The following is a 26,705-nucleotide window of genomic DNA, read 5'->3' as shown; positions in this document are numbered from 1 at the left end:
AAGGAATAAACTATGAGCAAATTAATTCGTATCACTGAAACGGTCTTACGGGATGGCCAACAAAGCCAAATTGCCACTCGTATGACGACGGAAGATATGTTGCCAATTTTGAAAACTTTGGATCAAGCGGGCTTCCATGCCCTAGAAGTATGGGGCGGTGCGACCTTCGACTCTTGCATCCGCTTCTTAAACGAAGATCCATGGGAACGTCTGCGTCAAATCCGCGCAGCGGTCAAAAATACCAAGTTACAAATGCTCTTGCGGGGTCAAAACCTGCTAGGTTACCGTAACTACGCGGACGATGTGGTCAAGCTTTTCGTGCAAAAATCAGTCGAAAATGGGATTGATATTATCCGTATCTTCGATGCCTTGAACGATGTGCGCAACCTACAAACCTCAATCGAAGCAACCAAGGAAGCAGGGGGCTTGGCTCAAACAGCTATCTCCTACACCACTAGTCCCGTACACACCCTAGACTACTATGTGGACTTGGTAGGACGCATGGCCAAATTCGGGGCAGATTCTATCTGTATCAAGGATATGGCAGGGGTTCTAACACCGCAAGCAGGTTATGAATTGGTTAGCCGTATCAAGGATAAGGTAGATTTACCTTTGGAAGTCCACACCCATGCAACTAGCGGGATTTCTGAGATGACCTACCTCAAGGTAGCAGAAGCCGGGGCCGACATTATCGACACAGCCTTGTCATCCTTCTCTGGCGGGACTAGCCAGCCAGCGACAGAATCTATGGTTTTAGCCTTAGAAGACTTAGGCTTCAAGACAGGCGTGGATATGAAAGAAGTAGAAGCGGCAGCGGTTTACTTCAACGGTATCCGCGACAAGTTCCGGGCGGAAGGCATTCTCAATCCTAAGGTTAAGGACACCGAGCCTAAGACCTTGATTTATCAAGTGCCTGGCGGTATGTTATCCAACTTGCTCAGCCAATTAACGGAACAAGGTTTGGCCGATAAGTATGATCAAGTGTTAGCTGAAGTACCAAAAGTTCGGGCTGACCTAGGTTATCCACCACTGGTAACGCCATTATCACAAATGGTAGGGACCCAGGCGGTGATGAACGTTATCTCTGGTCAACGCTACAAGATGGTGCCTAAGGAAATCAAAGACTATGTCTTAGGCCACTATGGTCAAGCGCCAGCCAAGATTGATCCAGAAGTTAAGCAAACCATCATTGGGGACGCAGAAGTTGTGACGGTAAGACCTGCTGACTTGATTGAACCGCAATTACCAGAATTGCGGGAAGAAATTAAGGACTACGCTAAGTCTGACGAAGATGTGCTCATGTATGCCCTCTTCCCACAACAAGCCAAGGATTACCTAGGACGCCGGGAAGATCCCTACTACGATGTGCCTGTTCAGACAGTGGAAGTATCCCTGGATTTACAATAAGCTAGAGAGGATGGGAGGAATTCCCATCTTCTTTTTTGTTGAATCTGGACAGGGGACATAGGGAGCAAATCAAAAATTGTGCTTAAATCAGCACGTAAATAAGGGGGCTTTAGACCCTATCTATCAATAGATAGATTGATAGATAGGGAGAACAAAAACGGCAGCCAACCCAGTAAGGGCTAGCTGCCGTTTTCTCCTGTACCCGCGGAAGTGAAGGAAGTGAGGCGGGTGTTGAGGGGTTATAGATAGTGTGCTTGGAAATGGGCCATGGCGTCAGCGAAGCTAGCTACCACATGCGTGGCTTGTGCTTGCACCTCGACTGGGGCATGATCCATACAGTAGGAAATGTCGGCCACGGCGAACATGTCGCTGTCATTACCTGAATCGCCAAAGACTACTAGGCGGTCATAGTCAGGCCGGATGATGGCTAAGCCGGAGGCCTTAGAGACCCCTTGGGCCGTTACTTCTAGTCGGGTAGAACCTGATTTATAGGTAGCCAGTTGAGGGAACTTGGCTTGCAGGTCGGCCAGGTAGAAGTCGGCGGTCTCAGCACTTGGGCGGACATTGACCTTGTAGAGGCGATGGCCTTCCAAGGCTGGATAAGGGTCTGGCAAGCAAATCAAAGGCATATTCCAGAGCCGTTGCTTATGCTCGTGGTCGAAGTTACCAATGCGACGTTGACCGTCTAGGGCATCAAAGATTAATTTTTGCTCCTTGAAATAAGCCAGTAGCTTGGGCGTGACGTCTTCAGGTAAGTGATGCTCGGCCAAGAGTTGGGCATAGCGGGTCACCACCGCGCCGTTAAAGCCAATCATATGCGTGACATCGAGGTCATTGCCTTGGACAATGTACTGGATTTCTGCCAGGGAGCGGCCAGTGGCGATGGAGAAGTCGCCCAGCTCTTTGGCGGTATGGTAGGCCACCAAATCAGCTGCATTGACCGTGACAGAATCCTTGACGAAGGTACCATCTAAGTCTGTCACAAAGAGGTTACGCATGACTTATTCCTCCATGCCGAGGATGTCTTGGATCTCCATTTTCAAGACATTGGCGTGGGCACCATAAATCGATTGCATTTGCATGTCGTTTTCGGCAAAGCCCAGGGCACCTAATTGATGAACGATGGTGTCTTTATCTACTTGGGCTTTGTCTTTGACATTAATCCGTAAGCGGGTGATGCAGGCGTTGACTTCTTCGATGTTGTCTGGGCCACCGTGAGCGGCAATCAAGCCCAGGGCTTGTTGATGGATGCCTTCGGGATTGTCAGGAATGGTCTTCATGGCAGTGCCTGAGTTTAGTAGGGCTTGGTCTTCAGGGTGTAAGTCATTGTTACTGTTGTCTTGACCGACTTGGTTAATGGTAACACCCAGTTTATCGCGCGCTTCTTTCTTGCTTGAAAGTTTGACTTCATCGCTATCTTCACGACCTGGTGTCTTCAAATCGAATTTGAGGATGAGCAAGCGGAAGACATAGTAGTAGAGGATGAAGCAAGGTACGCCGACGATGAAGACTAACCACCAGTGGGTCTTAGGCCCTTGCAGGACGCCGTAGATGATTAAGTTGATAAAACCGTGACCGGTCGGTGTTGCCACCCCAGCACCTAAGAGGTGCATTACCAATAAGGCAGCACCTGCCATGAAGGCATGGGCAACATAGAGGATTGGGGCAACGAAGAGGAAGGTAAATTCAATTGGTTCGGTAATCCCGGTTAAGAAGGCAGTACCGGCAGCTGCGAAGAGCAGAGACCCTACGACTTTGCGTTTCTTAGGATCAGCTGTCTTGTACATAGCGTAGGCAGCCCCAGATAAACCGAACATGAAGTAAACGAACTTCCCGCCGTTGAAACGGGTGATGGATGGGTCGATTGAAGTAATGTTAGGATCCGCTAGGGAAGCTAGGTAGGCATTGATGGTACCCACAACGCGTTCGCCATTGATGGTCCAGGTCCCACCTAATTCAGTGGTACGCACTGGCCAGTTCAGCCCGTGGTGGAGACCAAATGGTAAGAGTGCCCGTTCAACTAGCCCGTAGAGGAAGGTGCCTAGCGGACCAGACTTGAGGATGAAGACGGACATGACTGAAATCCCTTGTTGGATTGGTGGCCAGATGAAGAAGAGGATAACCGAAACAAAAGCCATGGCAACGATGGTCACAATCGGTACGAAACGCGGGCCACTGAAGAAGCCGATTAGGGCAGGTAATTGTTTCTTAACCGCCCAACGGTGAACGAAGAAGACCACAATCCCGACGATAATCCCCCCGAAGACGCTGAGGTCCAGGGTTTGAATCCCCATGACCTTAGTCTGCATGGCATTGGCCATGGCTAGTTTAGCTTCAGCGCTGGATAACTTGCTAGTGTCCACCAAGCGATGGCTTTGGACTAAGAGGAAGTTGAGGACAGAGTGTAGGACGATGAAACCTAACACCCCAGATAGGGCAGCAGAACCTTTTTCGCGTTTGGCTAAACCAACGGCGACGCCGACAGCGAAGATAATTGGTAGGTTGTTGAAGGCTGTGTCCCCTAAGGTAATAAAGAATTTCATAATGAATTGGAAGATTTGGTTCTGAAGAACGGGGAACATCTTCAAGGTATCTGAGTTAGAGAAGGCAGTCCCAATCCCCTTAATAATCCCGGCCCCTGGCAAGACCGAAACAGGTAAGAGGAAGGATCGGCCAAACTGCTCAAAGGCATAAACAAACTTGTTTTTTTGACTCATTGTAGTCGCTCCTTCATAATTTGATAAGTCTATTCTAGCAAAAAAGCAAACGCTTTAGTTAAATGTGCTAAAAAGTTCCCAAGGAAGATAAAATTGACTCCAAGAGGTAAAATTACCTCTAAATTTTGTGGTGGCTCCCAGCTGTGGTACAATAGAAATGTAAACCCTTAGGGGATCAGGAGGGATGACATGTTTTTCGTCAATCTAAAGGCTCACTATGAAGAATTATCGGTCTATGAACAGGAAGTCATCGACTATCTCATGAAGCAGGACAATATCGAGGCCCAGACCCTTAAGTCGATTGGGGCGGCCCTGCATTTGTCGGCTTCGACCATTGTGCGCGCAGGTAAGAAGTTAGGCTATGCTACCTTCAATGAACTCAAGTATGACCTGCGCCGTAGTAAGGAGTCCAATCAGGAGTCCCATCATCTGGAGGCCAGTCATTTTGACTTGATGAAGGCCCAATTGACGGACGAGTTCCAACGGACCATGGCCCTATTAGACCAGGCTGATTTCGAGTCGGTGGCCGACCGGGTCTTGGCGGCGCGTCGGGTCTTCTGCGTGGGGATTGGGTCTAGCTATATGCCCATGTCTGACTTTAACCGTAAGCTCAAGCTCATTGATGTCTGGGCCAATGACTTCTTCGAACAGTATAGTATTGAACGCATTCCTGATATTGCGACCAAAGAAGATGTCATCGTAGTCTTCTCCCTAGGTGGGGCCAACAAGACGGTCAATGAGACCTTGCTCAAGGCTCGCCAAAAGGGGACCCATATTGTGGCCATTACCAGCCTGACCCATCATCCTTTGGCTAAACTCAGTGATCAACTGATTCAGATTTATGATGCGCCCAAGGCGCGTAAGAAGATTCGGTCCCGGCTCATGCTCAACCTGGCCGGCACCCTCCTCTTCGAGACCTTACTCAAACGCCAGGCCGCCCAACAAGAGCAGGCCTAGGCAGAAAGAAGCGATTGATTCATGCAAGCTGTAAAACTCGGCATACTCCATACCAATGACACCCATTCCTATCTGGATTTATTTGGCCAGCGGGCCCATATGATTAAAGGCCTGCGTGCGCAGTATCAAGCCAGCTTGTTGCTGGGGGCCGGGGACCTCTTTGTGGGTGGCCCTTACTTCCAGCTCTTTGCTGGTCAAGCGGAAATTGCCCTCTTGAACCAGTTGGGTTATGATGCGGTCACTTTTGGCAATCATGAATTTGATCTGGGACCTAGCTTTTTGGCTTCCTATCTGGCCCAAGCCCGAGTGCCTTTTGTGTCCAGTAACCTGGACTTTAGCCGAGAGCCGGCTTTGGCTGATTTGGCGGCGCAACAAGTGGCGCCTTACCGCCTCTATGACCTGGCGGACGGTGTCCGGCTGGCTATCCTAGCCGCCACAACCCTGGAAACCTTGGATAATTCTTCGCCAGGGGAGCTGATTGGTTTTGAAGAGCCTCGTCTAGCCTTAGAACGGAATCTGGCCTTGGCCCGTCAGGCCGGGGCAAGCCACTTTGTCCTCTTAAGTCATTTGGGCTATGAGACGGACCTGGCGCTGGCCCAAGAAGTGCCGGACTTTGCCGCCATTATCGGGGGCCATACCCATACGGTGACAGAGCAGCCCGCCCTGGTCGGTCAAACCTTGGTGGTGCAAGCCGGATACTATGGCCGCCTATTGGGCGAGCTTAGTCTCTGGCTCCATCCGGATGGCAGCCACCGGCTCGGCCACTACCAACTGCATGATCTCAGCCATTATGCCAAGGTAGCCCGCCCAGTGGCCAAGGAACTCAAAATCTGGCAAAGTCAGGCCCAGGCACGCATTAGCCAGGTCATCGGCCAAAGTCGCCAGGCCCTGGATGGCAGTCGGGAGGCCCTAAGTCAGGGCCATACCAATCTCAGCCAACTGGTCTGCCGGGCCTATGCGGCAGCTGCACGGGCCAAGGGCTGGCAAGTGGACTTCAGCCTCATTAATGGGCGAGGCGTCCGCGCCAGTCTGGATCAGGGGCCGGTGACCTATGAGGAGGCTCTGGCCATTCTGCCCTTTGGCTGTCAGCTCTGGGTGCTGGAAGTGTCGGGCGCCGATCTCAAGGAGGCGCTGGAATCCGGCCACTATCCTCGTATGATCGACAGTCAAGGCCAGCCCTTAGAGCTTGAGGAGGCAGTCAAGGGGCTGGACCCTGAGGCCACTTATCAGCTGGTGACCAATGACTTCTTAGGACGAGGCCGGGATGGTTATGAGGCCTTGGCCCGTCACCAGCTGCTGGATCAGCAGCTGGGTAGCGACCTGGATGCCTTGGTGGCCTACCTGGCCCAAGAGGCTTAAGCCTATTTAATAGTTACACTATTAAATAGGGTTTGAGAGGGCAAAAATTCTGGTTTTTTGGCAGTCACGAACAGAAAAAGTCAAAAATAAGCCGGAAACGTTCGTCTTTTGGCGGCGAAAGCCTGTCAGATCGGGATTTGGCCCCAGCCACTTATGAAAAGTCAAATATATAATCATTTATATAAAAGGGGGCCTCAGGCTCCTTTTTCTTTAGCCCTAGGCCAAGCAATTAGGTTGGCAAAAGGTCTGATTTGGTGTACAATAGTCAAAGAAAGTCAATGTAAGGAGGGGTAACATGTCAAGCCGCAATATGACCGACATCATTGAGGCCTACCTGAAGGAATTCCTCAAGCACCAAGAGCATGTCGAAATCAAACGTAGTGACATCGCGGAGCACTTCGACTGTGTCCCGTCACAAATTAACTACGTCATCAAGACCCGCTTTACCCAGGAGCATGGCTACCTGGTCGAAAGTAAGCGAGGAGGTGGCGGCTATATCCGCATTCTCAAGATTGAATTGGCCGACGAGGCAGCCCTGATTGATCAGCTGATTGAATTAGTGGGCGATAAGATTAGCCAACGCAACGGCATTCATATGATTGAGAATTTGATTGGCAAGGGCCTGATTACCAACCGCGAGGGGACCTTAATCCTGTCCGTGATTGAAAAATCCGTCCTCCATCAAATCAGTGAGCAGGAACAGGCGGCCCGCGCCCAACTGCTCAAGACCTTTTTGCAACAACTCAAATACAGCTATTAAGAAAAGGAGTGAAGACGCGATGTTTGAAGAACTATTTACCGAAAGTGCCCATCAAGTCATGATCATGGCGGCTGAGGCCACCTACCAATTGCGCCATTCAGCCATTGGTACCGAGCATATCTTGATTGGTCTAGCCCGCGAAGAACGTGGCATTGCCGGCGTCATTCTCCGTGAATTTGGCGTGACCCCGGAACTCATTCTGAACGAGTTGCGGGCCATCCATGGCGATGTAGAGGCGCCTATGCCTCGGGGGGAAGTAACCCTACCTTATTCGCCACGCGCCAAGAAGAATATCATGGATGCCTCCAATACAGCTAAGCGCTTGGGCGCTCGCCAAATTGGGACCGAGCACCTCTTATTAGCTATGCTGCCACAAGAAATTTTGGCCACCTTGATCTTACGCAACCTCGATGTTGATTTAGACGCCCTTAAAAAAGCCGTCTACCAAGCCATTGGCATTGATAAGATGCCAATGGGCCAAAGCAAGCCTCAAGCGCGGACCCAGAAAGCCAGCGAGACTGCGCCAAGTAAGACACCGACCTTGGATTCCTTTGCCCGCAACCTGACCCAAATGGCTAAGCAAGGCCAGATGGACCCAGTGGTGGGCCGCGAGAAGGAAGTCCAACGCATGCTGCAAATCATCAGCCGTCGTAAGAAGAATAACCCAGTCCTAGTCGGGGACCCAGGGGTAGGTAAGACTGCCTTGGCAGAAGGCCTAGCCCAACATATCGTGTCAGGTGACGTGCCGGCCGATATTGCTAAGAAGCGCCTTATGATGCTGGATATGGGGAGCCTGGTGGCTGGGACCAAGTACCGGGGTGAGTTCGAAGAGCGCATGAAGCGCATTGTGGAAGAAGTCATGGCCGACGGCCAAGTTATTCTCTTCATTGATGAGCTCCATACTCTGATTGGGGCTGGTGGATCCGAGGGGGCAATTGATGCAGCCAATATCCTCAAGCCAGCTCTGGCGCGGGGTGAGATCCAAGTCATTGGGGCGACGACCCTGAGTGAATACCAGAAATACATTGAAAAAGACGCGGCCTTGGAACGTCGTTTCTCTAAGGTACAAGTGGACGAGCCAACGCCTGAAGAAACCATCCAGATTCTGCAAGGGCTCAAGACCCAGTATGAAGTTCACCACGCCGTGACCATTACCGACCAAGCCATTGAAGCGGCGGTCAAACTCAGTGTCCGCTACATTACGTCACGCTCCTTGCCTGATAAGGCCATCGACTTAATCGATGAAGCAGCCGCTAAGGTGCGGATTGAAGAAGCTGTCTCTCACGATCCCCTTTTCGCCCTAGAGAAGGAAATGGCCAAGTTGCAGGCAGATAAGGAAGAAGCCGTGCTGGCCCGCAACTTCCCAGAGGCAGCTAGCCTTCGTGAAGCTGAACAAAAACTGGAAAAACGCCTGGCCCGGGCCCGCAAGAAAGCCCAAGCACAGGCTGGCCAGCCAGCACATTTAGTCGTAGATGAAGAACAAGTGGCTCAAGTCGTGGCTCTGTCAACCGGTATCCCAGTGACTCAAATGGCCATGAAGGAAAGCCAACGCCTGGTTAACTTAGAGCGGGAGCTTCACCAACGAGTTATTGGCCAAGAAGAAGCCGTGTCCGCTGTGTCACGCGCTATTCGCCGGGCTCGTTCTGGTCTCAAGGCGCCAGGCCGTCCAATCGGTTCCTTCCTCTTCTTGGGACCAACCGGGGTTGGTAAGACCGAATTGGCCAAGGCCTTGGCCCAAGCCATGTTTGGTTCCCAAGACAATATGATTCGGGTCGACATGTCCGAGTACATGGAGAAACACACCGTGTCACGTCTGATTGGTTCGCCTCCAGGCTATGTCGGCCATGAAGAAAGCGGCCAGTTGACTGAGAAGGTTCGCCAAAAACCTTACTCTGTCATTCTCCTGGACGAAATCGAGAAGGCCCACCCAGATGTCTTCAACATCCTGCTCCAAGTCTTTGACGACGGGCATTTGACTGACTCCAAGGGCCGCCAAGTCGATTTCCGTAACACCATCATTATCATGACTTCTAACCTAGGGGCAACCGCCCTACGGGATGAGAAATCCGTCGGTTTTGGGGCTAAGCAGTTTACCGCTGACCACTTGGCCATGGAAAAACGTATTCGCGAAGAGCTCAAGCGTTCTTTCCGTCCAGAATTACTCAACCGGATTGACGAAACGGTGGTCTTCCACTCCTTAACTAAGGAAGAAATTCGCCAAATCGTGAAGCTCCATACCAAGGATATTATCAAGCGCCTAGGCGAACTGGCCATCAAGGCTCGGGTGACCGATACGGCGGTGGATATTATCGCCGAAGCCGGATTCGACCCAGAATACGGGGCGCGTCCAATTCGCCGTGCTATTCAAAAACAAATTGAGGACCAACTCAGTGAGTTGCTGCTCAGCGGCAACATTGTCACCGGTGACTCAGTGACCATTGGCGGCCGGTCCGGTAAGATCAACATTGCCGCTAAGGACCATGAGGCTGGCTCAAGCAAGGCCAAAGCTAAGCCCAAAGCCAAAGCCTAAATAATCTAAGACAGGAGCTAGCCCATGTTTGAACAACTGCAAAGACTCTATCCCCAGGCCCAAGCAGTCGCACCGGATGCGGTGCTGCCCGGCTATCTGATTGTCCAATTGGGGGATCAAGGCCTAGCCATTCCTCAGGCTGACCTGACTAGCAAGGAAGAAGAACTCTTGCTTATGATGAGCTTGGCCAAGGCTACCCCCCAGGTGCCGGTCGTGGATTTAGCGCCACATCAACAGGCCTGGCGGGCCTTTCTCCTAGAGGGTCAGCCACTGGAAGGCCAAATGCGGGGCAGTCTGGTCTGTATCTATTTGATTATGCAGGCCAAGTCAGAGACCTTCGACCCTGTCTTGTGGCAGCAGACCCTGGAAGATTCTCTGGAAGCCATTGAAGTGGTCATTCCGGATGAAGCCAATCGCTGGCTAGTCTGCCTTCGAGGCATGGAACACGTTGGCGCCTTGGTGGACATTATTAAGACCTTGGACATTGACTTTGAGACGGTGACCCGAGGTTGTGTCGGCCTAGTAGCCAAGTTGGACCAGGATTATGTGGCCCATTTCCAAGATGAGCGACGGCTGGTGCACAGTATTCTGTCTCAGATTATGGAGCCTGAAATTGTGCCCTTGACCTCAGTCCTCTTGCGCCTGGTAGGGCGCGAGGTGACCAAGCAGTATGCCTTTATGGATCGACTGCACGATGTCCTCAAGCACAATCCTGACTATGCGGCGACGGTGCGGGCCCTCTTTGAACACCAGGGCAACCTGAGTCAGGCAGCCGATGAACTCTATATTCATCGCAACACCTTGACCTATCGACTGAGCAAGTACACCAAGGAGACGGGGCTCAACCTGCAACACCTGACGGATCTGATTGTCAGCTACCTGGCCCTGGAACATAAGGGGTGAGGCCATGATGGATGCAAGCCAACTGGCGCCAACCGACTTGGCCCAGCACGAATATTGGATGCAGCAGGCCCTAGAACTGGCCGACCAGGCCCAAGCCCTAGGCGAAGTGCCCATTGGCGCCCTTTTAGTTAAGGATGGCGTCCTCCTAGCTTCAGCCTACAATCTGCGGGAGGTCAACCACCAGGCCACGGCCCACGCCGAACTCTTAGCCATTGAAGCGGCCAACCAAGCCCTGGGTGCTTGGCGATTAGAGGGCTGTACCCTCTATGTGACCTTGGAACCCTGCCCTATGTGTGCGGGCGCCCTGGTCTTATCGCGAGTGGATCAGGTGGTCTACGGGGCGAGTGACCCCAAGGGTGGCTGCGCCGGCAGTCTCATGAATCTCTTGGAAGACAGCCGCTTCAACCATCAACCGCAAGTGATTAGGGGAGTTTTGGAAGCCCAGTGTAGCGACAAGCTCAAGATCTTCTTCCGAGGCCTTCGCAAGCGGAATAAGTTGCGTAAAGCGCAAGCCAAGCAAGCGGATGGACAAGATGACTAATTAATATAAAAAATGAACGATCAATCCAGCCTTTTAAAGGGCAGGTCTTGATCGTTTTTTGCTTGGTTGGGAGTATTACGAACATTTGAGATACAAAATTATCCATTTTCATGAAAATTAATCAACATCGGCTTTCTATTGTGCTAAAATAGGAACATTAAATCCCCCACTTCGTTCAAGAAGTAAGTGCAAGGAGCAAAAGCAATGATGAAAGTACTAGCATATGGTGTTCGCGACATCGAAAGACCCGTTTTTGATATAGCCAATCAAAAGTTTGGTTACGAATTAGTTTGTGTGCCCAATTACCTAACAGGTCCGGAAGAGGCTTGGTTAGCTCAAGGTTGTCAGGCCGTTATTTTACGTGGTAACTGCTGGGCTACAAAGGAGGTCTTAGACATCTACAAAAAATTAGGGGTAGAATATGTTCTGACGCGGACAGTAGGTGTCGACCATATCGATCTTACCTATGCTAGGCAATTAGGCTTCAAGTTAGCACACGTCCCTTTTTACTCACCTAATGCGATTGCTGAATTAGCTTTGACCTTGGCCATGACCCTCTTGCGGAATGTCGCCTATACAACGCACTTAACTAGCCAGCATGATTTTCGTATCCACGAGCAAATGTTTTCTAAGGAAATCCGTAACTGTACCGTTGGTGTGGTTGGGATTGGCCGGATTGGGTTGACGACCGCAATGCTCTTCAAGGGCTTGGGCGCGAATGTCTTAGCTTACGACGCCTTTCCAAAAGAAGGAGTCGACCATATCTGCACCCAAGTAGAGCTGGATGAGCTCTTAGCTAAGTCAGACGTGATTTCCATTCACGCGCCTTACATTCCAGCTAATGGTAAGGTCATCACCAAGGAATTCATCAGCAAGATGAAACCAGGGGCCATTCTAATTAACACCGCGCGCGGTGAGCTTCAGGATGTGGATGCCATCATTGAAGCTATCGAATCTGGTCATTTGGCTGGGGCGGGCTTAGATGTCTTAGAGAATGAGAGCCAAGTCTTCTTCAAAGACTTGCGCGGTCAAGAGATTAGCGATCCTGCGGTTAAGAAGTTGGTTGACCTCTATCCTAAGGTCTTATTAACGCCTCACATGGGTAGCTACACCGATGAGGCAGTAGAGAACATGGTGGAAACTAGCTTTAATAACCTCAAGGACTATCTGGAAACAGGAGAATGTAGCAATGATTTCTAGGTAAATAAAGAATTTGCCTCAAAAATAGACAAAAGCGAAAGAACTGAGTGCTGAATAAGCAGCGCTTTAGTCCTTTCGCTTTACTTATATAGTAGGAAAATATGAAAATATAGGCTTCACTTGCTAGTTCATCTTAGCTAGCTAAACTTTTAGGACGCTTAGTCATAAGTTATCCTAACTTAGATAAAAGTTGATAAATAGTATGGGCTACCCCGTCTTCTGCATTGCTAGGAGCCTCATAGCTTGCTAAGTCTTTAATGGCTTGACTGGCATTAGCCATGGCATAACTATTAGGGAACATGGCTAGCATAGAGCGGTCGTTGGCCGAGTCTCCGATGGTTAGGACTTGATGCTTAGTGAATCCATGGTGCTGGCAGTAGGTTTTAATCGCTAAGCCTTTTTGGGCCTTGAGACTGGTAATTTCTAAATTATCTGGGCCAGAAGAAGTCAGATCAATGGCAAAGTCCTTGAGGAAATGGCGGGCAGACTCTAAGACTTCAGGGCGCCGGTCAATCAGCATAAGCTTAAGTGGTGGATCCAAGTCAGGGCGATAATCCTCAAGGGGTTGAAGCTCCTTGAAGTGGAGTTCAATCTGGGCCAGACTATCATCGCTGGCCGCTTCCTTAGCGTGATTTAGGAAATCTTCCATGCGGCGCCGATAGAGGGATAGGTCATTGACATAATAGCCGTTCAGAGACTTGAGCGACACCAAAGTCTGAGTTTCAGGCACAGCAAATCGTTGGATAAGGGTCTGGGTATCAGCTAAATCCAGGGCAAAGACATCCTCCAAATTTCCTTTGACATCATAAGTTGCAGCACCATTGACGGCAATGATGCGAGCGGTCAGTTGGTGTTGATCCAAAAGCCACTTAGCAGATCGATAATCTCGTCCAGTAGCAATCAGAAACTCAATATCCGATTGAGCTTGAAGGTCTCGAATGGCTTGGGCGGTAGTGTCGCTAATGACATGGTTTGGGTTTAATAGAGTCCCATCCATATCGGATGCAAAAAGTTTAATCATCGGCAACCTCCATAATTCGTTATAATTCTCGTATAAATAGTGTACCACGAAATCGTCAAAAAATGGTATGATAGAAGTGAGAAAATTTAGCTTAGAAAGGATGATAGAGATGATACAACCGATTTTCTTAAAGCCTGTGTTACAAGATAAGATATGGGGTGGCCGTAAACTTGAACTAGAATTTGGCCTCAAAGGTCCTAGCGACACGGTAGGGGAAGCTTGGTGTATTAGTGCTCATCCAAATGGGGTGTCGACCGTCACTAGTCCTGCTCAATATGTAGGCCTGGGCCTAGATCAACTCTATCAAGAACATCCAGAATTATTTGGCAATCCTGATCAAGAAGTTTTTCCTCTCTTGATTAAAATCCTAGATGCAGCGGCCGAACTCTCTGTCCAGGTCCATCCTGACGACGCCTATGGTCTTGAACACGAAGGAGAACTAGGAAAGACTGAGTGTTGGTATGTGATTTCTGCAGAGCCAGGGGCTAAGATTGTTTATGGGCATAAGGCTCAATCACGGCAAGAATTCGAAGAATTGGTGGCAGCCGGTCGTTGGTCAGATCTCTTGGTGGAAGTACCGGTTAAGGCGGGCGACTTCTTTGATGTGCCGGCGGGGACTATCCATGCGATTGGTGCGGGGGTGGTCATTCTGGAAACACAACAGAGCTCAGATACCACTTATCGTGTCTACGACTATGATCGTCGTGATGCTCAAGGCAATCCACGTGATTTGCATCTTAAGCAGGCTGCGGATGTCACTTTCTATCCCGATCCAGAGCGTCAGTTGCAGGTTAAGACCCAGCAAGTTGGTCATAGCCAAGTTATCCAGTACCTGGAAAATGAATTCTTCACTGTGACCAAATGGGAAGTCGTGGATAGCCTGACTTTAAGTCTGGATAATGCCTATACCTTGGCGACCGTCATTGCAGGGAAGGGCCGACTATGGCTGGATGGTATATCTTACGACTTAGATTTAGCAAGTTCCTTTATTTTACCGCACGGCGTTTCTGAAATTCGTTTGGAAGGGACCTTGACCTTAATTAGTTCTCACCCAGCTTAAAATAGAGGAGTGTGTCAGCAGATAATGAGCGAACAATACTTTAAATCCAGTCCCACCAGTCAGCATTCTTTGCACCAGATTCAAGATGGTGTGGCAGGTCTAACTTTGAGCTTTCAGACCGATAATGGCGTCTTTTCTAAACAGCGCATGGACTATGGTTCCAAGGTGCTAGTGGAAGCTTTCGCTGATTCAGTTCCTGCAGGGACTTATCAAATAGTAGAACTGGGGAGTGGCTACGGTCCGGTCACGATTGCCTTAGCAAAATTATACCCTCAAGCTCAAGTGACAGGTGTCGAGATTAATGAACGTGCCTACCAGTTGGCGCAGGCTAATAGCCAGCTTAATCGAGTAGAGAATACAGCCTATCAATTGGCTGACGCAGGCCAATGGCAAGCTAGTCAAACACCTGATTATATAGTGACCAACCCACCTATTCGGGCTGGCAAGCAGGTCATCCAACAATTCGTACGCTCAGCCAAGGCTAGTTTAAGACCTGGCGGTGAATTATGGCTCGTAATCCAGAAAAAACAAGGCGCCCCTTCTATGGAAACTTTTATGGAAGAAGCCTTTGGGAATGTTGAGTTAGTGACCCGAGATAAGGGCTATTGGATTTTGAAAAGTCAAAAAGCATAGTAGTAAATTATACAGAAGTCATTTTGATAAATTCATCAAAATGGCTTTTTGTAATCCCACGAAAATTAATGAGCGATGCTGTCGGGAACTGTCGTGATTATTAGTGATTAATATTATGCTATATTATCTAACGTTCGCCTTTATAGGTAGAGAAAACACATGGAAATAAATTTGTGAATTTTCGGTATAAAAACGTATATTTCCTTTCTAGTATGTGGTAGAATGAATTGCAAATTAAGTATAGAAAGGTAAGACATTAGTGAATTACAAAGGGAAAATTCAGCGTCCTAACCAGATCCAACGCTTCTCTATTCGGAAATTTTCCGTTGGTATTGCGTCGGTAGTGATTGGGAGCTTTTTTATAGGTCATATGGCACCAGTTTCGGCCCAAGCTCTGGACAATCCAAAATCTAATTATGTATGCACCAAACTATGCGACTGGGGAAAACACGACAGGCTCACCGGGCGGCCTCATGTTTAAGCGCATGGCTTGGGAGATGATGGCCTACAAGGGTTATGAAGATGGTTTTGTACCGTATGCCTCTGATAAGCTTCAGAAGGAAGCAAAAGCAGCTGGGAATGCAGAACTAAGTGATACCTATGTCATTAAATCTGTCTCCAGAGGAGAGTTCCAAAACATGACGGTATTTAAGCAAGCCATGTTCAAAGAGCGTATCGATAAGTTGAATCAATCTCTGATTCCAATTACTGTTAATGGGACTCAGGTTCGTACTTTTGCTGATATCCAGCAACTCATCCATCAAGCGATGGAAGCAGATATTAAGGCTAACTTCCTAACAAGAGGGGACAATAATGTTCACAAAGTGAAGAAGGAAATTTATCGTCAATATCTATTGGCAACAAATGATTTCAGAACCTCTATTTTCCAAGGGCAGTAAGCTGATAATCTTGATCCTACGGCATTTAGCCGTAGGATTTTTTATATGGAGAAAGTTAATGTAAATAAACACGTGGTAAAATTTACTAATAATGAAGTCATTATAATGTATTTATAAGACATAGACGATGTTTTTTGATTGACTAGACATATTGTTTTTTGGGTATTTTCAATGATTTTTCTGTAATCTGGTTGAAATAGATTAATTTGGTATATCTTTCTCGGAAATAGTGTGGTAAAATACAAAAAGATTAATAATGTATCAAGAGAGGATAAACATAATGAAAAAATCTAAGGATTCCAGCAGCCTTAAACAAATTCAACGCTTTTCCATCCGGAAATTTTCGGCTGGTATTGCATCTGTTGTAGTGGGGAGTTTCTTTGCATCAGCATGGATTAGTCCCGCTGTGAATGCACAGGCCACTACACCAGCATCTAACACTCATTCGGTGGCAAAACAAGTCACGACACAATATCAATACCTTGCGATTGAAGAGTTAACTTGGGCGCAACGTCAAGCAATCAAATCAGGCACTCCTAGTCAAATTGCCCAAACGGATCAAGTTTATTATTTTGTCTATCAAGCAAAACAAGGTGCTCGTCAATTACCAGTTACTGGTGAAGGATCCACCTTGTTGGGGCTTACAGCAGGCGCGACCTTGATTGTATTTGCAGTTGGCTTGGTTCGTGATAAGAAGAAAGCACTGACCAGCTTAATGCTTGTGACCTTAGCAGGACAGGTGGCATTGGTGCCGAATTCACAAGCAGCTCAAGCGCGATTGCTAGAACAATTCAATCAAAGTTTCCAAACGCCAGTGGGACAAGCCTTGCCAAATCCTCAAGTTCAGATAGAAGGATATGAATATGTAGGGTATTTTGCCGCTCAGGAGCTGGCGCAAGTAGCACCTAATCCTTCTGTAGATGGTGCGATTAGTGGATCAACTGAATCCAAGGCTTCTTCAGCGGAATCAAGCGCAAGTCAATCCTCTGAATCCAAGGCTTCTTCAGCGGAATCAAGCGCAAGTCAATCATCTGAATCGAAAGCCTCTTCAGCGGAATCAAGCGCAAGCGAAACATCTGAATCAAAAGCTTCTTCAGCGGAATCAAGCGCAAGTGAAACATCTGAATCAAAAGTGTCTTCAGCGGAATCAAGTGCAAGTGAAACTTCTGAATCAAAGGCATCTGCTGAAGAATCCAATTCAAGTGTAACACCAGCACCAGAGCCACCTAAAACGCTAGATTTCAAAGACTTAGATGTAGCTTTACAGGCAGCGAATAAGCAAGTGGCTAATCTGGAGGCTGTTAAACTTAGCGATAAGACTCCAAAGTCCGTGAAAGCTTTTGAGGAAGAATTAGCGAATGCTAAGAAGGATTTAGACACACTGGTTAGCAGAGCGCAAGAGCTCAAAGGTAATCCTAAAAATACTGAGCAAGTGGCGATTAACGATTTAACTAAGCAAGTTCAGAACTTAGCTGATAAGGCATCTAAATTATCCGATAACCTAATTGTTCAAGCAGACAAGACGCCATTACAAACGGTGATGACGGCTTTAGCAGAATTGGTTAAAGAAGCTAAAAACGTAGGGTTAATTGATGAAGTAATCAAGTCCCAAGCGGCTTTGCAAAATGCGCGTTCAGTGGTTAAAGATCAAGATGCTACCGAGAAAGATGTAGCGGCAATGGTGAAATCAGTTGAAGCCCTAATAGAAGATTTAACGTATAAGTTAAAGGCTCAGCAACCAGCCCCAGCTCCATCAAAAACGCTAGATTATAAAGCTTTAGATGCCTCATTGCAGGCTGCTCAGGCTAAGGTTGCTAACATAGAAGCAACACCTAAGAATGGTAAGACCCCTAGTTCTATTGCAACTTTTGAGAGTGAACTTGCTAAAACTAAGGAAAGTTTGACAGCACTCACTAATCAAGCTCAAGTCCTCAAGGGGAAAGCTGATGCGGCAGAGCAAGCAGATATTGATGCTCTCAACCAACAAGTTCAGGCATTAATCAACAATTCTGAGAATCTGGCTAGTCTTTTAGTAGCTCAAGTGGACAAATCGGCTTTACAAGCAGCGATGTCGTCCTTAACCGCAAAACTTAACATAGCGAGAAATTTGGGCTTAATAGATGAAGTGATTAAGACTCAAGCAACTTTACAAAATGCGCAATCAGTGATTCAGGACTCGGAAGCAACCGAGAAAGATGTTGAAGCAATGACTCAGTCAGTTGAAACTCGGTCTCAAGGCTTACAGTATATTTTGGATAACTTAGAGTCTAAAGAAGCGCAACCGTAATCTCGATAGATAAGCTAATTGTTTGAGATAGTAGCACAAAAAAGAGTGTTGATAGTTCTGGCTATCAACACTCTTTTTGCGCAATCAGGTTGTTTGATGAAGCTATGAATCGAGATATTAAGAAATTATAAAATGATGAAACCTCGATGTTATTAGTTGGTTACGCCATGTGTTGCTTTAATTAGACTGTTAGGTTATTTTTGGCAACGATGAAAACCATTGATTTATCAATAAAATATGAGAAATTACAGTTTAAGCATATATTTATTATTTTTTTTGTGGTAAAATACACTAGCGAATAATAATATACTAAGAAAGGGAAAACTCAATGAAGAAATATAAGAGCTCTAGCAGCCTTAATACAGTCCAACGTTTTTCCATCCGGAAATTTTCTGTTGGGATTGCTTCCGTTGTAGTAGGAAGTTTTTTTGTGCCAGCGGTAGCGGCACCTGTCGTTCAGGCACAGACTGCCACGACAGTTACAAGTTCTCAACAGGTAACCAAACAAGTGTCCACTCAGTATCGGTATGTATCTATTGAGGAATTATCTTTGGAACAGCGTCAAGCCATTAAAGCAGGAACCCCTAGCCAAATTGCTGAGGTAGATCAAGTCTACTATTTTGTTTATCAGGCAAATACAGGGAAAAATCATTTGCCAGTCACAGGCGAATCATCAACCCTATTAGGTCTAGCAGCCGGTGCGGCGTTGCTTGTGTTTGCCGTCGGCTTAGTTCGTGATAAGAAGAAGGCTTTGACTAGTCTGATGGTTATAACCATGACGGGACAGGTTTTGCTGGCCCCAAGTTTACAGGCGGTTGAGACACGCCTACTAGAACAGTTTAATCAAAGCTTTCAAACAACTGTAGGACAAGCATTACCCAATCCAAAGTTAAGTATTGAAGGTTATGACTATGTAGGGTATTTTCCTGCCAGTGAGCTAGAGCAAGTGGGACCTAATGTTTCTAGTAATAGTGCAATTAGTGCGACGAGCAACCTCCAGTCAGTAGTTTCTTCAGAATCCTCTAGTGAAAGATCCACGCGAGTAAGTAGTGAAAGCCCTGTGGCGTCAGTGCAGTCTGAGAAACCAAGTGCAGATGTTTTGCCGACGCTGCAACCAGAGGAATCGAGCGCCAATGTGACACCGGTGTCAGCGACCAAACCTGAAAAGCCAAACACTAGCACGGCTCCAGCGGAGAAACCGAGCACCAACGCGACACCAGCGCCAACGCCACCAGCAGAGAAACCGAGCACCAACGCGACACTAGCGCCGACGCCACCAGCAGAGGAACCGAGCACCAACGTGACCCCAGTACCAACTCCGCCAGCAGAGGAACCAAGCACCAACGTAACACCAACGCCAACGCCGCCTGCAGAGGAACCAAGCACCAGCGTAACACCAACGCCAACTCCGCCAGCAGAGGGACCGAGCACCAATGTGACACCAGTACCAACGCCACCAGCAGAGGGACCGAGCACCAACGTGACACCAGCACCTAATCCTCCGAAGCCTTTTGAGTATAGAGTCTTAAATTTGACTTTGGAGTTGGCAGAAGCTCAAGTGGATGACCTAGAAGTGGCTGTCACGGAAGGGAAAACCCCTAGTTCAATTGCCTCTTTCAAGGAGGAATCCTCTAAACTGAAATCCCGTCTTGCAACGCTTGTTAATAAGGTAAAAGAAATCAAGGCTGCACCTGAAACTACAGATCAGTCAACAATTGATAGCTTGGCTCAAGAAGCGCAAGAGTTAGTTAATCGTACTAAGAACTTGTCTGACGTTTTAGTAAGTCAGGCAGACAAGTCGCCATTAGAAACTGCTATGGCAGCTTTAGCAGAGCAAGTAAAAACAGCCAAAGCTCTTGACTTAAGTAATAAGACGCCAAGTAGCCAGCAGGCCTTGGCTGATGAAATTCGCAAAATACAAGCAACACTCCAGAATGCTCAGTCAGTAGTGAAGGATCCAGAAGCAACAGATGCTGATGTAGAAGCGATGACTCGGTCAGTAGTCAACCAAGCCAAATCCTTGGAAGCTGCCGTCAAGGCTCTCCAAGCCAAGGCAGATACACAGGCGCTAGCAGCAGCTTTGGCTTTACTAGATGCGCCTGTTGATACAGACCAGAAGACACCGCAAAGTATTGCGGATTACCAACAAGCACTAGATTTATTGAGAGACAGTCTAGAAGCTGCTCGTGCTCAAGCGCAAGCTATCTTAGCTGATCCAGAGGCTAAGCAGGAGCAAGTGGATAAGGCCTTGGTAGCAGTAAATGAAGTGCAGGCTAAACTTGATCAAGCTAAAGCTTTGCTACGACAACAAGCGGATAAGTCCGCCTTAGAGAAAGCCAAAAATAATCTGGACCAAGCGATTCAAAAACCAGTTGCGACAGATCAGAAACGACCAAAGACCGTTCAAACATACCAAGCAGCAAAAGACCTTGCCTTGCAATTGAGCCAAGAAGCCGCTCAACTATTAAAAGATTTTAACGCGAGTCCGGAAGCGGTTTTGGCAAGTACGGAAAAACTCAACAAGGCTTTCCAACAGTTAGAATTAGCGGAAGCGGGTATTTTGGATCTTGTGGACAAGGCAGACTTACAACGAGCTTTGACTCAGTTGAACCTACCAGTTGACACGACAGGTAAAACACTGCGAAGTGTGAATAATTTCAGCCAGGCACTTGTAGGGCATCGAGCTACTATTGATGAAGCAAAAGCTAATGCTCAAGCTTTGATAGCTAATCAAGATGCCACACCAGAAGAAGTAGCTTCCGTAATCAAGGCTGTGGAAGCCGCTCAAGCGCTGAAAGACCAAGCGCAAGCGCTCTTGATGGATCGTGCAAATAAAGAGGCACTTAGCCAACAGGTTGAGGCCGCACAAGAAGTTATCGCGAATCGTTATACCCCAGCTAGCTTCCAGAAAGTTGCCGACCAACTCAAAGCTGCTCAGGCCGTTTTAGAAGATGGCGATAGCAACCAAGAAGCGGTTGACCAAGCGACTCAAGCCCTTCGAGAGGCCTTAGCGCAATTGGAGCAGGTAGAACCCAAATATACAGCTGTTAACGTTGAAGCACCTACATCTGATTTATCTCGGAGCGTCACCCTGCGATATCAATTAGAAGACCCTAACCAACTTTACCGAGGAGGTAAGGTGCAAGTTTTCCAGGGGGATCGTCTAGTTAAGACAGTCCCAATCCAAAATTTGACCGCAAATATTGATGGGTTGGATTATCATGTATCTTATCGTCTCCATACCGTTATGGATTTTGAGAACCAGCAAGGTGCTCAGTCGAAAGATCAGTTAGAGGACCAAGCAATAGAGTTAGATTTGAAGAAGATTGAGCTCAAACAAATCAAGGGTGTGCAGCTCTTCCATCGACAAGCTGACGGTAGTCATCAGTTGGTGGCTAGTTTGAGTCAGGCTCCATCTGATTTATCTAATTATTATGTTAAAGTACAGTCTGACCGCTTCAAGGATGTCTATTTGCCAGTTGCTTCTATTGAGACAGTTAGTCATGAGGGTCAGTCTTATTATCAAGTGACTACCCAGGCCCCTGAGCTAGTACAAAATCAAGGTGGCTCAAGTGACTATCACCAAGGCTATCAATTCCTAGTTGGTCAAGAACGTCCAGCGGATGGGAACGTGCATTATAGCTTTAAGAGCTTGCTTGAGGCTATACGCCAAAACCCAGCTGGAGACTACATACTGGGTGCTAACCTATCAGCGTCCGAGGTCAGCTTAGCAGCCAACGCGACCGCCTATTTTGTGGGAACCTTCACTGGGACCCTGTCTGGCCAGACTGCAGACGGCACGCAACATGCCATCTATAATTTGGTAGCACCACTCTTTGACCAGTTAAACAAAGCGACCATCAAGCATTTAGACCTCAAACAAGTAGCCATTGAATCAGGTAATTCTATGGCTGCGCTAGCCAAGCGGGCGACTAATTCGACAATCAGTGATGTGGCGGTTTCTGGGCGCGTGTCAGGGACGACCAATGTGGCAGGTATCGTTCATACCGTAGTGGGTGGTAGCAGGCTTGAGAATGTACGTTTCCAAGGTGAGATTAGCCAGAGTGGCCAGCCTAACCAGGCCCAAGAAGTGGGCGGTTTAGTAGGTTTGCTCGAACAATCTAGCGTTACCAACGCTTATGTTGATGCCAAACTGAACGTAAATCTAAACGCGCAAAGTGCTCGCGCAGGCGTAGCCTTTGGTCGAGTTGTGTCCAGCCAAGGCAAGGCAGTAGTCAAGAATGTCCTTGTTAAAGGAAGTCTTAACAATACAGGTTCTACCGTTCAAGGTCGAAGTGGTGGACAAGTAGGTGGGGTTGTCGGCTCTACCTGGATGGATGGACGTTTAGAAAACATCATCTCAGATGTGGCAGTCACTAACGGCTACCGAGTCTACGGGGATAATGGCGCTATTTCAGAGGGCTATATCCGTAATGATCAAGTGGCTTGGAAGATGACCGAACGCGTAACCGGTGTGGAAGAACCAAGCTTTAAACCTGCTAAGGCCAGTCAAGCCGATGTGGACAGATTAGCTAGTCAACTAGAAGCGGCCGGTGGGGTCCTGACAGATACTCCTGCGAGCTCCTATGTCGATCAGATCAACCAACAAGCAAGCGATTATAGTCGTTTGGCTAATTATCAAGCTAATCGCGCGCAGGCCTATGCCAACATGGAGAAACTCCTGCCATTCTATAATAAGGAGCAAATCGTTAAGTATGGAAACTTGGTTGCGCCAGACAGCAAGTTGGCGACTCAAGTGCTCTTGGCTGTTACGCCAATGCAAGGTAATGCTTTTGTGACGGACTACAACCAAGCAATGGACCGGATTATGTTGCACTTTGCTGATAAATCAGTGCAATACTTGGCCTTAGGTGCGAAATCTGAGTTCAAACAAACAGGCGTAGTTGAGTATCAACTAGAGGATTCAGGTCTCATCTATACACCTAACCAAGTGTTGAAATCAGTAGATGATATTATGAATGCAGTCCTAGATATCATGAAAGAGACAGGTTTATCATCTGATGCTGTTTGGCAAGCCGCAGGTGTCAATAATCTCTACACAGATGTAAGTACCAGAGTCAAAAATGATCGCCGCACGGCCTTAGAGAACAAACTTGGCCGACAAGCGACTGAGGACGAAATTGCAGAAGATTTAGAAGTCTATCGTCGTGAACAACGTGCATATCAGATTGAGACGCTCTTCTTCAATGCGACCTTTGGAGCCTTCCAAGATACGTTAGCCAATGACTTGGTGAAGATTATTCGTCAGGAGGCCAACTACCTAGGAGATAATGAGCAGGCGCGTGCTGCTTTGATCCAGAAACTCAAGGATAATCGTGGGGCACTGCTCTTAGGTTTGGCTTATCTCCAAGACCACTACCGTGTAAACTTTGGGGAGCTTAATTTAGGAGAAATTGCGACCTATCAGACAGACTTCTTCGGTAATCAGAAGAGTATAATTGATAAGTTGATTAGTATTGGAAGTCAGGGTGTTCAAACCTTGCGTTCTAAGAATAGCGCCAAGACATACAGCAGAATCTTAAGTGCTGACAGCAAATTACCAACGGTTCTTGATTATCTAACTTATTTCCGCGAGTTATGGACCAAGTTTGATCAATACGAATGGTTCCGAGATGCAACTAAGGCTAATGTTACCATGGAGGAACGTCCGTCTCTTGAAGAAGGGCTAAATAAATCTCCTTATAAGGTCTACGATCGTTTATCTGTGCCGGATTATCGTGATTACATCTTGCCTTTACTCAACCTTAAGAAGAGTCGAATTTTCTTAGTATCCAATGTTTTATCGCTAACCTTGGGGTCGACAGATCGTCGTCCTTACCTAGCGCCAGAAGAGTTTGACAAACGCGTTAAGACTTTAGCTGATCGTCAGCAAATGCACGTTGATACCTGGTATCGTGTAGCCTTACCAACTGTCAAAGAGCGCATGGCTCGTAGAAATGCTATGCTAATCTGGGATGGTTATGCTAATGGCAAGAACGGTGGTTGGTATGATAGGCTAGGCAATGACACCTCCAATCGGCCAGTTAAATATCCATCTATGGGTATTAAGGAATTCTTTGGTCGAATCGATCGTTTCTATGAAAACAATGGAGCTGGAGCATATGCTGATACTAGCAATGGTGTGTATTTTGTCTTCACAGATATTTTATCCGACTACGTTGGAACGTCCCACTATACCCATGAGCTAGTCCATAATATGGAAAAATCAGTCTATCTTGGTGGAAACAGCTGGCGTCCGGAGGAAGTCTGGGAAGAATATGCTCAAGGGCTCTTGCAGTCACCTGAGGGACCAGAGTATGATCATATTGGGCTTAATACTTCCTTTGACTGGAGTGACAAAACTGACCGCTTCTATAATGCGACACCATCACGCTTCCAGTCTGCAGATGACTGGGGTCAATATGTACACCGACTCTTCGATATCCTCTACTTGCTAGACTATGCTGAAGCCAAAGCAGTCTTAGAAAAGGGTCCAGATGCCATGAAACAATGGTTCAACCGCTTCATTAATGTGCCGAATGGGCCTAACCATGTCAATAATAAGGTAGTAGAGATTAGTGATGAAGAGTGGACAAACTTTAATATCCAGTCGATTGATGACTTCATTGATCGTAGTTTAGCGCCAAAACGCTACTTCCGTAATGGTTTTGAGACGGATCGCAACTCTTATGAACGAGTTAATATGTTCCATCCAATGTACGGGACAGGCCAAAATGATAAAGGCTCACCAGGCGGTTGGTGGTTCAAACGAATGGCTTGGGAACTGATGGGTTATAAGGGTTATAAAGATGGCTTCATCCCTTATGCTTCCAATCAATTAGAACGTCAAGCTAGAACGGATGGGCAGACCCTAAATGATCACTATATTATCCAGAAGATTTCTAACGGTGATTTCCAAGATCTTAATGCCTTTAAGAAGGCTATGTTCAAGGAACGTCTGGATAAGGTTGCCAATGGGGCAACATTGCGTCCAATTACAGTCCGTGATCGCCAAGTAAGCACCTTGGCGGATATTGAAGCACTGATGAAGGAAGCAGTTGACAGAGTGCTATCAGCTCGTCAAACAGGTAATATGCGGAATGATGTCTATAACTTGAAGCGCGAAATTTACCTTCAACTCTTCAAGGCCTCTGATGATTTCCGTCAATCTATTTTTGCCAACGAATAGAAAGCAGAAAAACAGCAGCTAAGGCTGCTGTTTTTTGTAGTTTGGATGGAATAAAATAGTCTCCCTTGCGTTTTAAGGGCAAAAGGAGTATCATATAGACAAAAGTTATTTTAGAGACAACAGTCTAGAAAGGCGGTGCCTATGTTAACGCCTAATGAAGCCAAGGTGCTTGCCTTGATTGAGGAAGACCCTTTCCGCACCCAGCAAGAATTGGCGACATTGATGGGAATTAGTCGGTCAACGGTGGCTAGTTTAATTTCCTCTCTGATGCAGAAACATCAGCTACGCGGACGAGCTTATATTTTGAATGAGGCGCGGCGAATTTATTGCATCGGTGGGATGAATATCGACCGTAAATTTCGTCTAACCGGCGCAATGCAGCTCGGTACTAGTAACCCTGTCACCTCAACTCTCAGTGTGGGCGGCGTAGTCCGCAACGTAGCTGAGAATTTAGGACGATTAGGTCAATCAGTTCAATTGCTGTCAGTGGCGGGAGTGGATCAGGATTACGACTGGATTAAGCAGCAAACTCAGGCCTATGTGGATATGAGCCAAATAACTCAGATTCCAGAGGCAGCAACGTCAACCTACAGTGCTATTTTGGATGAGTCCGGGGATATGCAATTGGCGCTAGCCGATATGGCGATTGCCGACCAGATGGATTTAGATTGGATTAGTCAATTTGCTCCACGGCTTAAACTAGCAGATTACCTGATTCTGGATTTGAACTTGCCATTAGAAACCGTGACTTATTTGATTCAACTTGCAAAAGCCGAATCAATTCCGCTTGCCATTATTCCGGTCAGTGGTCCCAAGATGAGTCACTTGCCAGAAGATTTAAGTGGCGTTAGCTGGCTCGTTGTCAATGAGGATGAATCCATCAGTCGCTTTGGAAATTTATCGGCAGCGGACTTAGTGGATGCTTGGTTAGCAACCGGCATCTTGCAAGTGGTCATGACCAGGGGGACACGTAGTAGTTTCTATGGACATCAGGATGGCAGCCGCCAGGAGGTCCAGCCTCTCCTAGCGCAAAATGTAGTAGATGTAACAGGGGCAGGCGATGCCTTCTCTGCTGGCCTTCTCTATGGCCAGTTGACAGGGCATGATGCTAAGACATCTATTTATTATGGGATGGCCAATTCCTATCATACGGTTCAAGTCAAGCAAACCGTTCGACTCAATCTCTCTGCTAGCCAGTTGGAGAGTGACTATCAGACATTAAAAGAAAGAGGTTTAGCCTAA

The 26,705-nt window shown here is 47.5% G+C and carries 18 protein-coding genes; 15 read left to right on the top strand and 3 right to left on the bottom strand.

The window, feature by feature from the left end:
* Window positions 1–12 precede the first annotated feature (12 nt).
* Window positions 13–1,407 carry an oxaloacetate decarboxylase subunit alpha gene (locus Q0339_RS08905; protein ID WP_298078479.1) on the top strand — a complete coding sequence of 465 codons (1,395 nt, stop codon included), beginning with the start codon at window positions 13–15 and terminating at the stop codon, window positions 1,405–1,407.
* 239 nt (window positions 1,408–1,646) lie between these two features.
* On the opposite strand, the gene Q0339_RS08900 is transcribed toward Q0339_RS08905, so the two are convergent.
* Together Q0339_RS08900 and Q0339_RS08895 are read right to left on the bottom strand one after the other, a co-directional pair.
* On the bottom strand, window positions 1,647–2,405 hold the full coding sequence (locus tag Q0339_RS08900; protein ID WP_298078478.1) for an HAD-IIB family hydrolase: 759 nt from the start codon (window positions 2,403–2,405) through the stop codon (window positions 1,647–1,649).
* 3 nt (window positions 2,406–2,408) lie between these two features.
* Window positions 2,409–4,124: a PTS transporter subunit EIIC gene (locus Q0339_RS08895; protein ID WP_298078477.1), complete on the bottom strand. Its 1,716-nt coding sequence runs from the start codon at window positions 4,122–4,124 to the stop codon at window positions 2,409–2,411.
* Between the two features lie 189 nt (window positions 4,125–4,313).
* On the opposite strand from Q0339_RS08895, the gene Q0339_RS08890 reads away from it, so the two are divergent.
* From Q0339_RS08890 to Q0339_RS08860, 7 genes are all read left to right on the top strand, one after another.
* Entirely contained in the window at window positions 4,314–5,081 is a 768-nt protein-coding gene (locus tag Q0339_RS08890) for a MurR/RpiR family transcriptional regulator (protein WP_291430608.1), read from the top strand.
* 21 nt (window positions 5,082–5,102) lie between these two features.
* Window positions 5,103–6,440, top strand: coding sequence for a bifunctional UDP-sugar hydrolase/5'-nucleotidase (locus Q0339_RS08885; RefSeq protein WP_298078476.1), 1,338 nt, complete (start codon window positions 5,103–5,105; stop codon window positions 6,438–6,440).
* 295 nt (window positions 6,441–6,735) lie between these two features.
* Window positions 6,736–7,200 (top strand): CtsR family transcriptional regulator, encoded by a 465-nt coding sequence (locus Q0339_RS08880; RefSeq protein ID WP_035364070.1) that lies wholly within the window; start codon window positions 6,736–6,738, stop codon window positions 7,198–7,200.
* 19 nt (window positions 7,201–7,219) lie between these two features.
* Window positions 7,220–9,730, top strand: coding sequence for an ATP-dependent Clp protease ATP-binding subunit (locus Q0339_RS08875; protein WP_298078474.1), 2,511 nt, complete (start codon window positions 7,220–7,222; stop codon window positions 9,728–9,730).
* Window positions 9,731–9,754: 24 nt separating this feature from the next.
* Complete coding sequence (locus tag Q0339_RS08870; protein ID WP_023391540.1) at window positions 9,755–10,633, top strand: helix-turn-helix domain-containing protein; 879 nt, start codon at window positions 9,755–9,757, stop codon at window positions 10,631–10,633.
* A gap of 4 nt (window positions 10,634–10,637) precedes the next feature.
* On the top strand, window positions 10,638–11,174 hold the full coding sequence (gene tadA, locus Q0339_RS08865; protein ID WP_298078473.1) for a tRNA adenosine(34) deaminase TadA: 537 nt from the start codon (window positions 10,638–10,640) through the stop codon (window positions 11,172–11,174).
* Window positions 11,175–11,378: 204 nt separating this feature from the next.
* Complete coding sequence (locus Q0339_RS08860; protein WP_366517277.1) at window positions 11,379–12,374, top strand: 2-hydroxyacid dehydrogenase; 996 nt, start codon at window positions 11,379–11,381, stop codon at window positions 12,372–12,374.
* Window positions 12,375–12,543: 169 nt separating this feature from the next.
* Here Q0339_RS08860 and Q0339_RS08855 read toward each other — a convergent pair whose 3' ends face one another.
* On the bottom strand, window positions 12,544–13,395 hold the full coding sequence (locus tag Q0339_RS08855) for a Cof-type HAD-IIB family hydrolase (protein ID WP_298078472.1): 852 nt from the start codon (window positions 13,393–13,395) through the stop codon (window positions 12,544–12,546).
* A gap of 109 nt (window positions 13,396–13,504) precedes the next feature.
* Between Q0339_RS08855 and manA the strand changes: the two genes are divergently transcribed.
* From manA to Q0339_RS08825, 7 genes are all read left to right on the top strand, one after another.
* Window positions 13,505–14,455, top strand: coding sequence for a mannose-6-phosphate isomerase, class I (manA, locus tag Q0339_RS08850; protein ID WP_298078471.1), 951 nt, complete (start codon window positions 13,505–13,507; stop codon window positions 14,453–14,455).
* 24 nt (window positions 14,456–14,479) lie between these two features.
* Window positions 14,480–15,088 (top strand): methyltransferase, encoded by a 609-nt coding sequence (locus tag Q0339_RS08845; RefSeq protein ID WP_298078470.1) that lies wholly within the window; start codon window positions 14,480–14,482, stop codon window positions 15,086–15,088.
* Between the two features lie 259 nt (window positions 15,089–15,347).
* Complete coding sequence (locus Q0339_RS09115; RefSeq protein WP_366517276.1) at window positions 15,348–15,569, top strand: YSIRK-type signal peptide-containing protein; 222 nt, start codon at window positions 15,348–15,350, stop codon at window positions 15,567–15,569.
* A complete protein-coding gene (locus Q0339_RS08840) occupies window positions 15,505–15,987 on the top strand; it encodes a ZmpA/ZmpB/ZmpC family metallo-endopeptidase (protein ID WP_298078469.1) in 483 nt (160 codons plus the stop codon). The genes Q0339_RS09115 and Q0339_RS08840 overlap by 65 nt, the downstream gene beginning before the upstream one ends.
* 280 nt (window positions 15,988–16,267) lie before the next feature.
* A complete protein-coding gene (locus Q0339_RS08835) occupies window positions 16,268–18,274 on the top strand; it encodes a YSIRK-type signal peptide-containing protein (protein WP_298078468.1) in 2,007 nt (668 codons plus the stop codon).
* 328 nt (window positions 18,275–18,602) lie between these two features.
* The gene (locus Q0339_RS08830; protein WP_298078467.1) at window positions 18,603–25,463 is read left to right on the top strand and encodes a ZmpA/ZmpB/ZmpC family metallo-endopeptidase; all 6,861 of its coding nucleotides are present in this window, start codon (window positions 18,603–18,605) and stop codon (window positions 25,461–25,463) included.
* 141 nt (window positions 25,464–25,604) lie between these two features.
* Complete coding sequence (locus tag Q0339_RS08825) at window positions 25,605–26,705, top strand: PfkB family carbohydrate kinase (protein WP_298078465.1); 1,101 nt, start codon at window positions 25,605–25,607, stop codon at window positions 26,703–26,705.

The sequence above is a fragment of the uncultured Abiotrophia sp. genome (assembly GCF_938010525.1).
Classification (GTDB): domain Bacteria; phylum Bacillota; class Bacilli; order Lactobacillales; family Aerococcaceae; genus Abiotrophia.
Note: the sequence above shows the minus strand (reverse complement) of the source record. Positions and strands in the feature narration are given on the sequence as shown.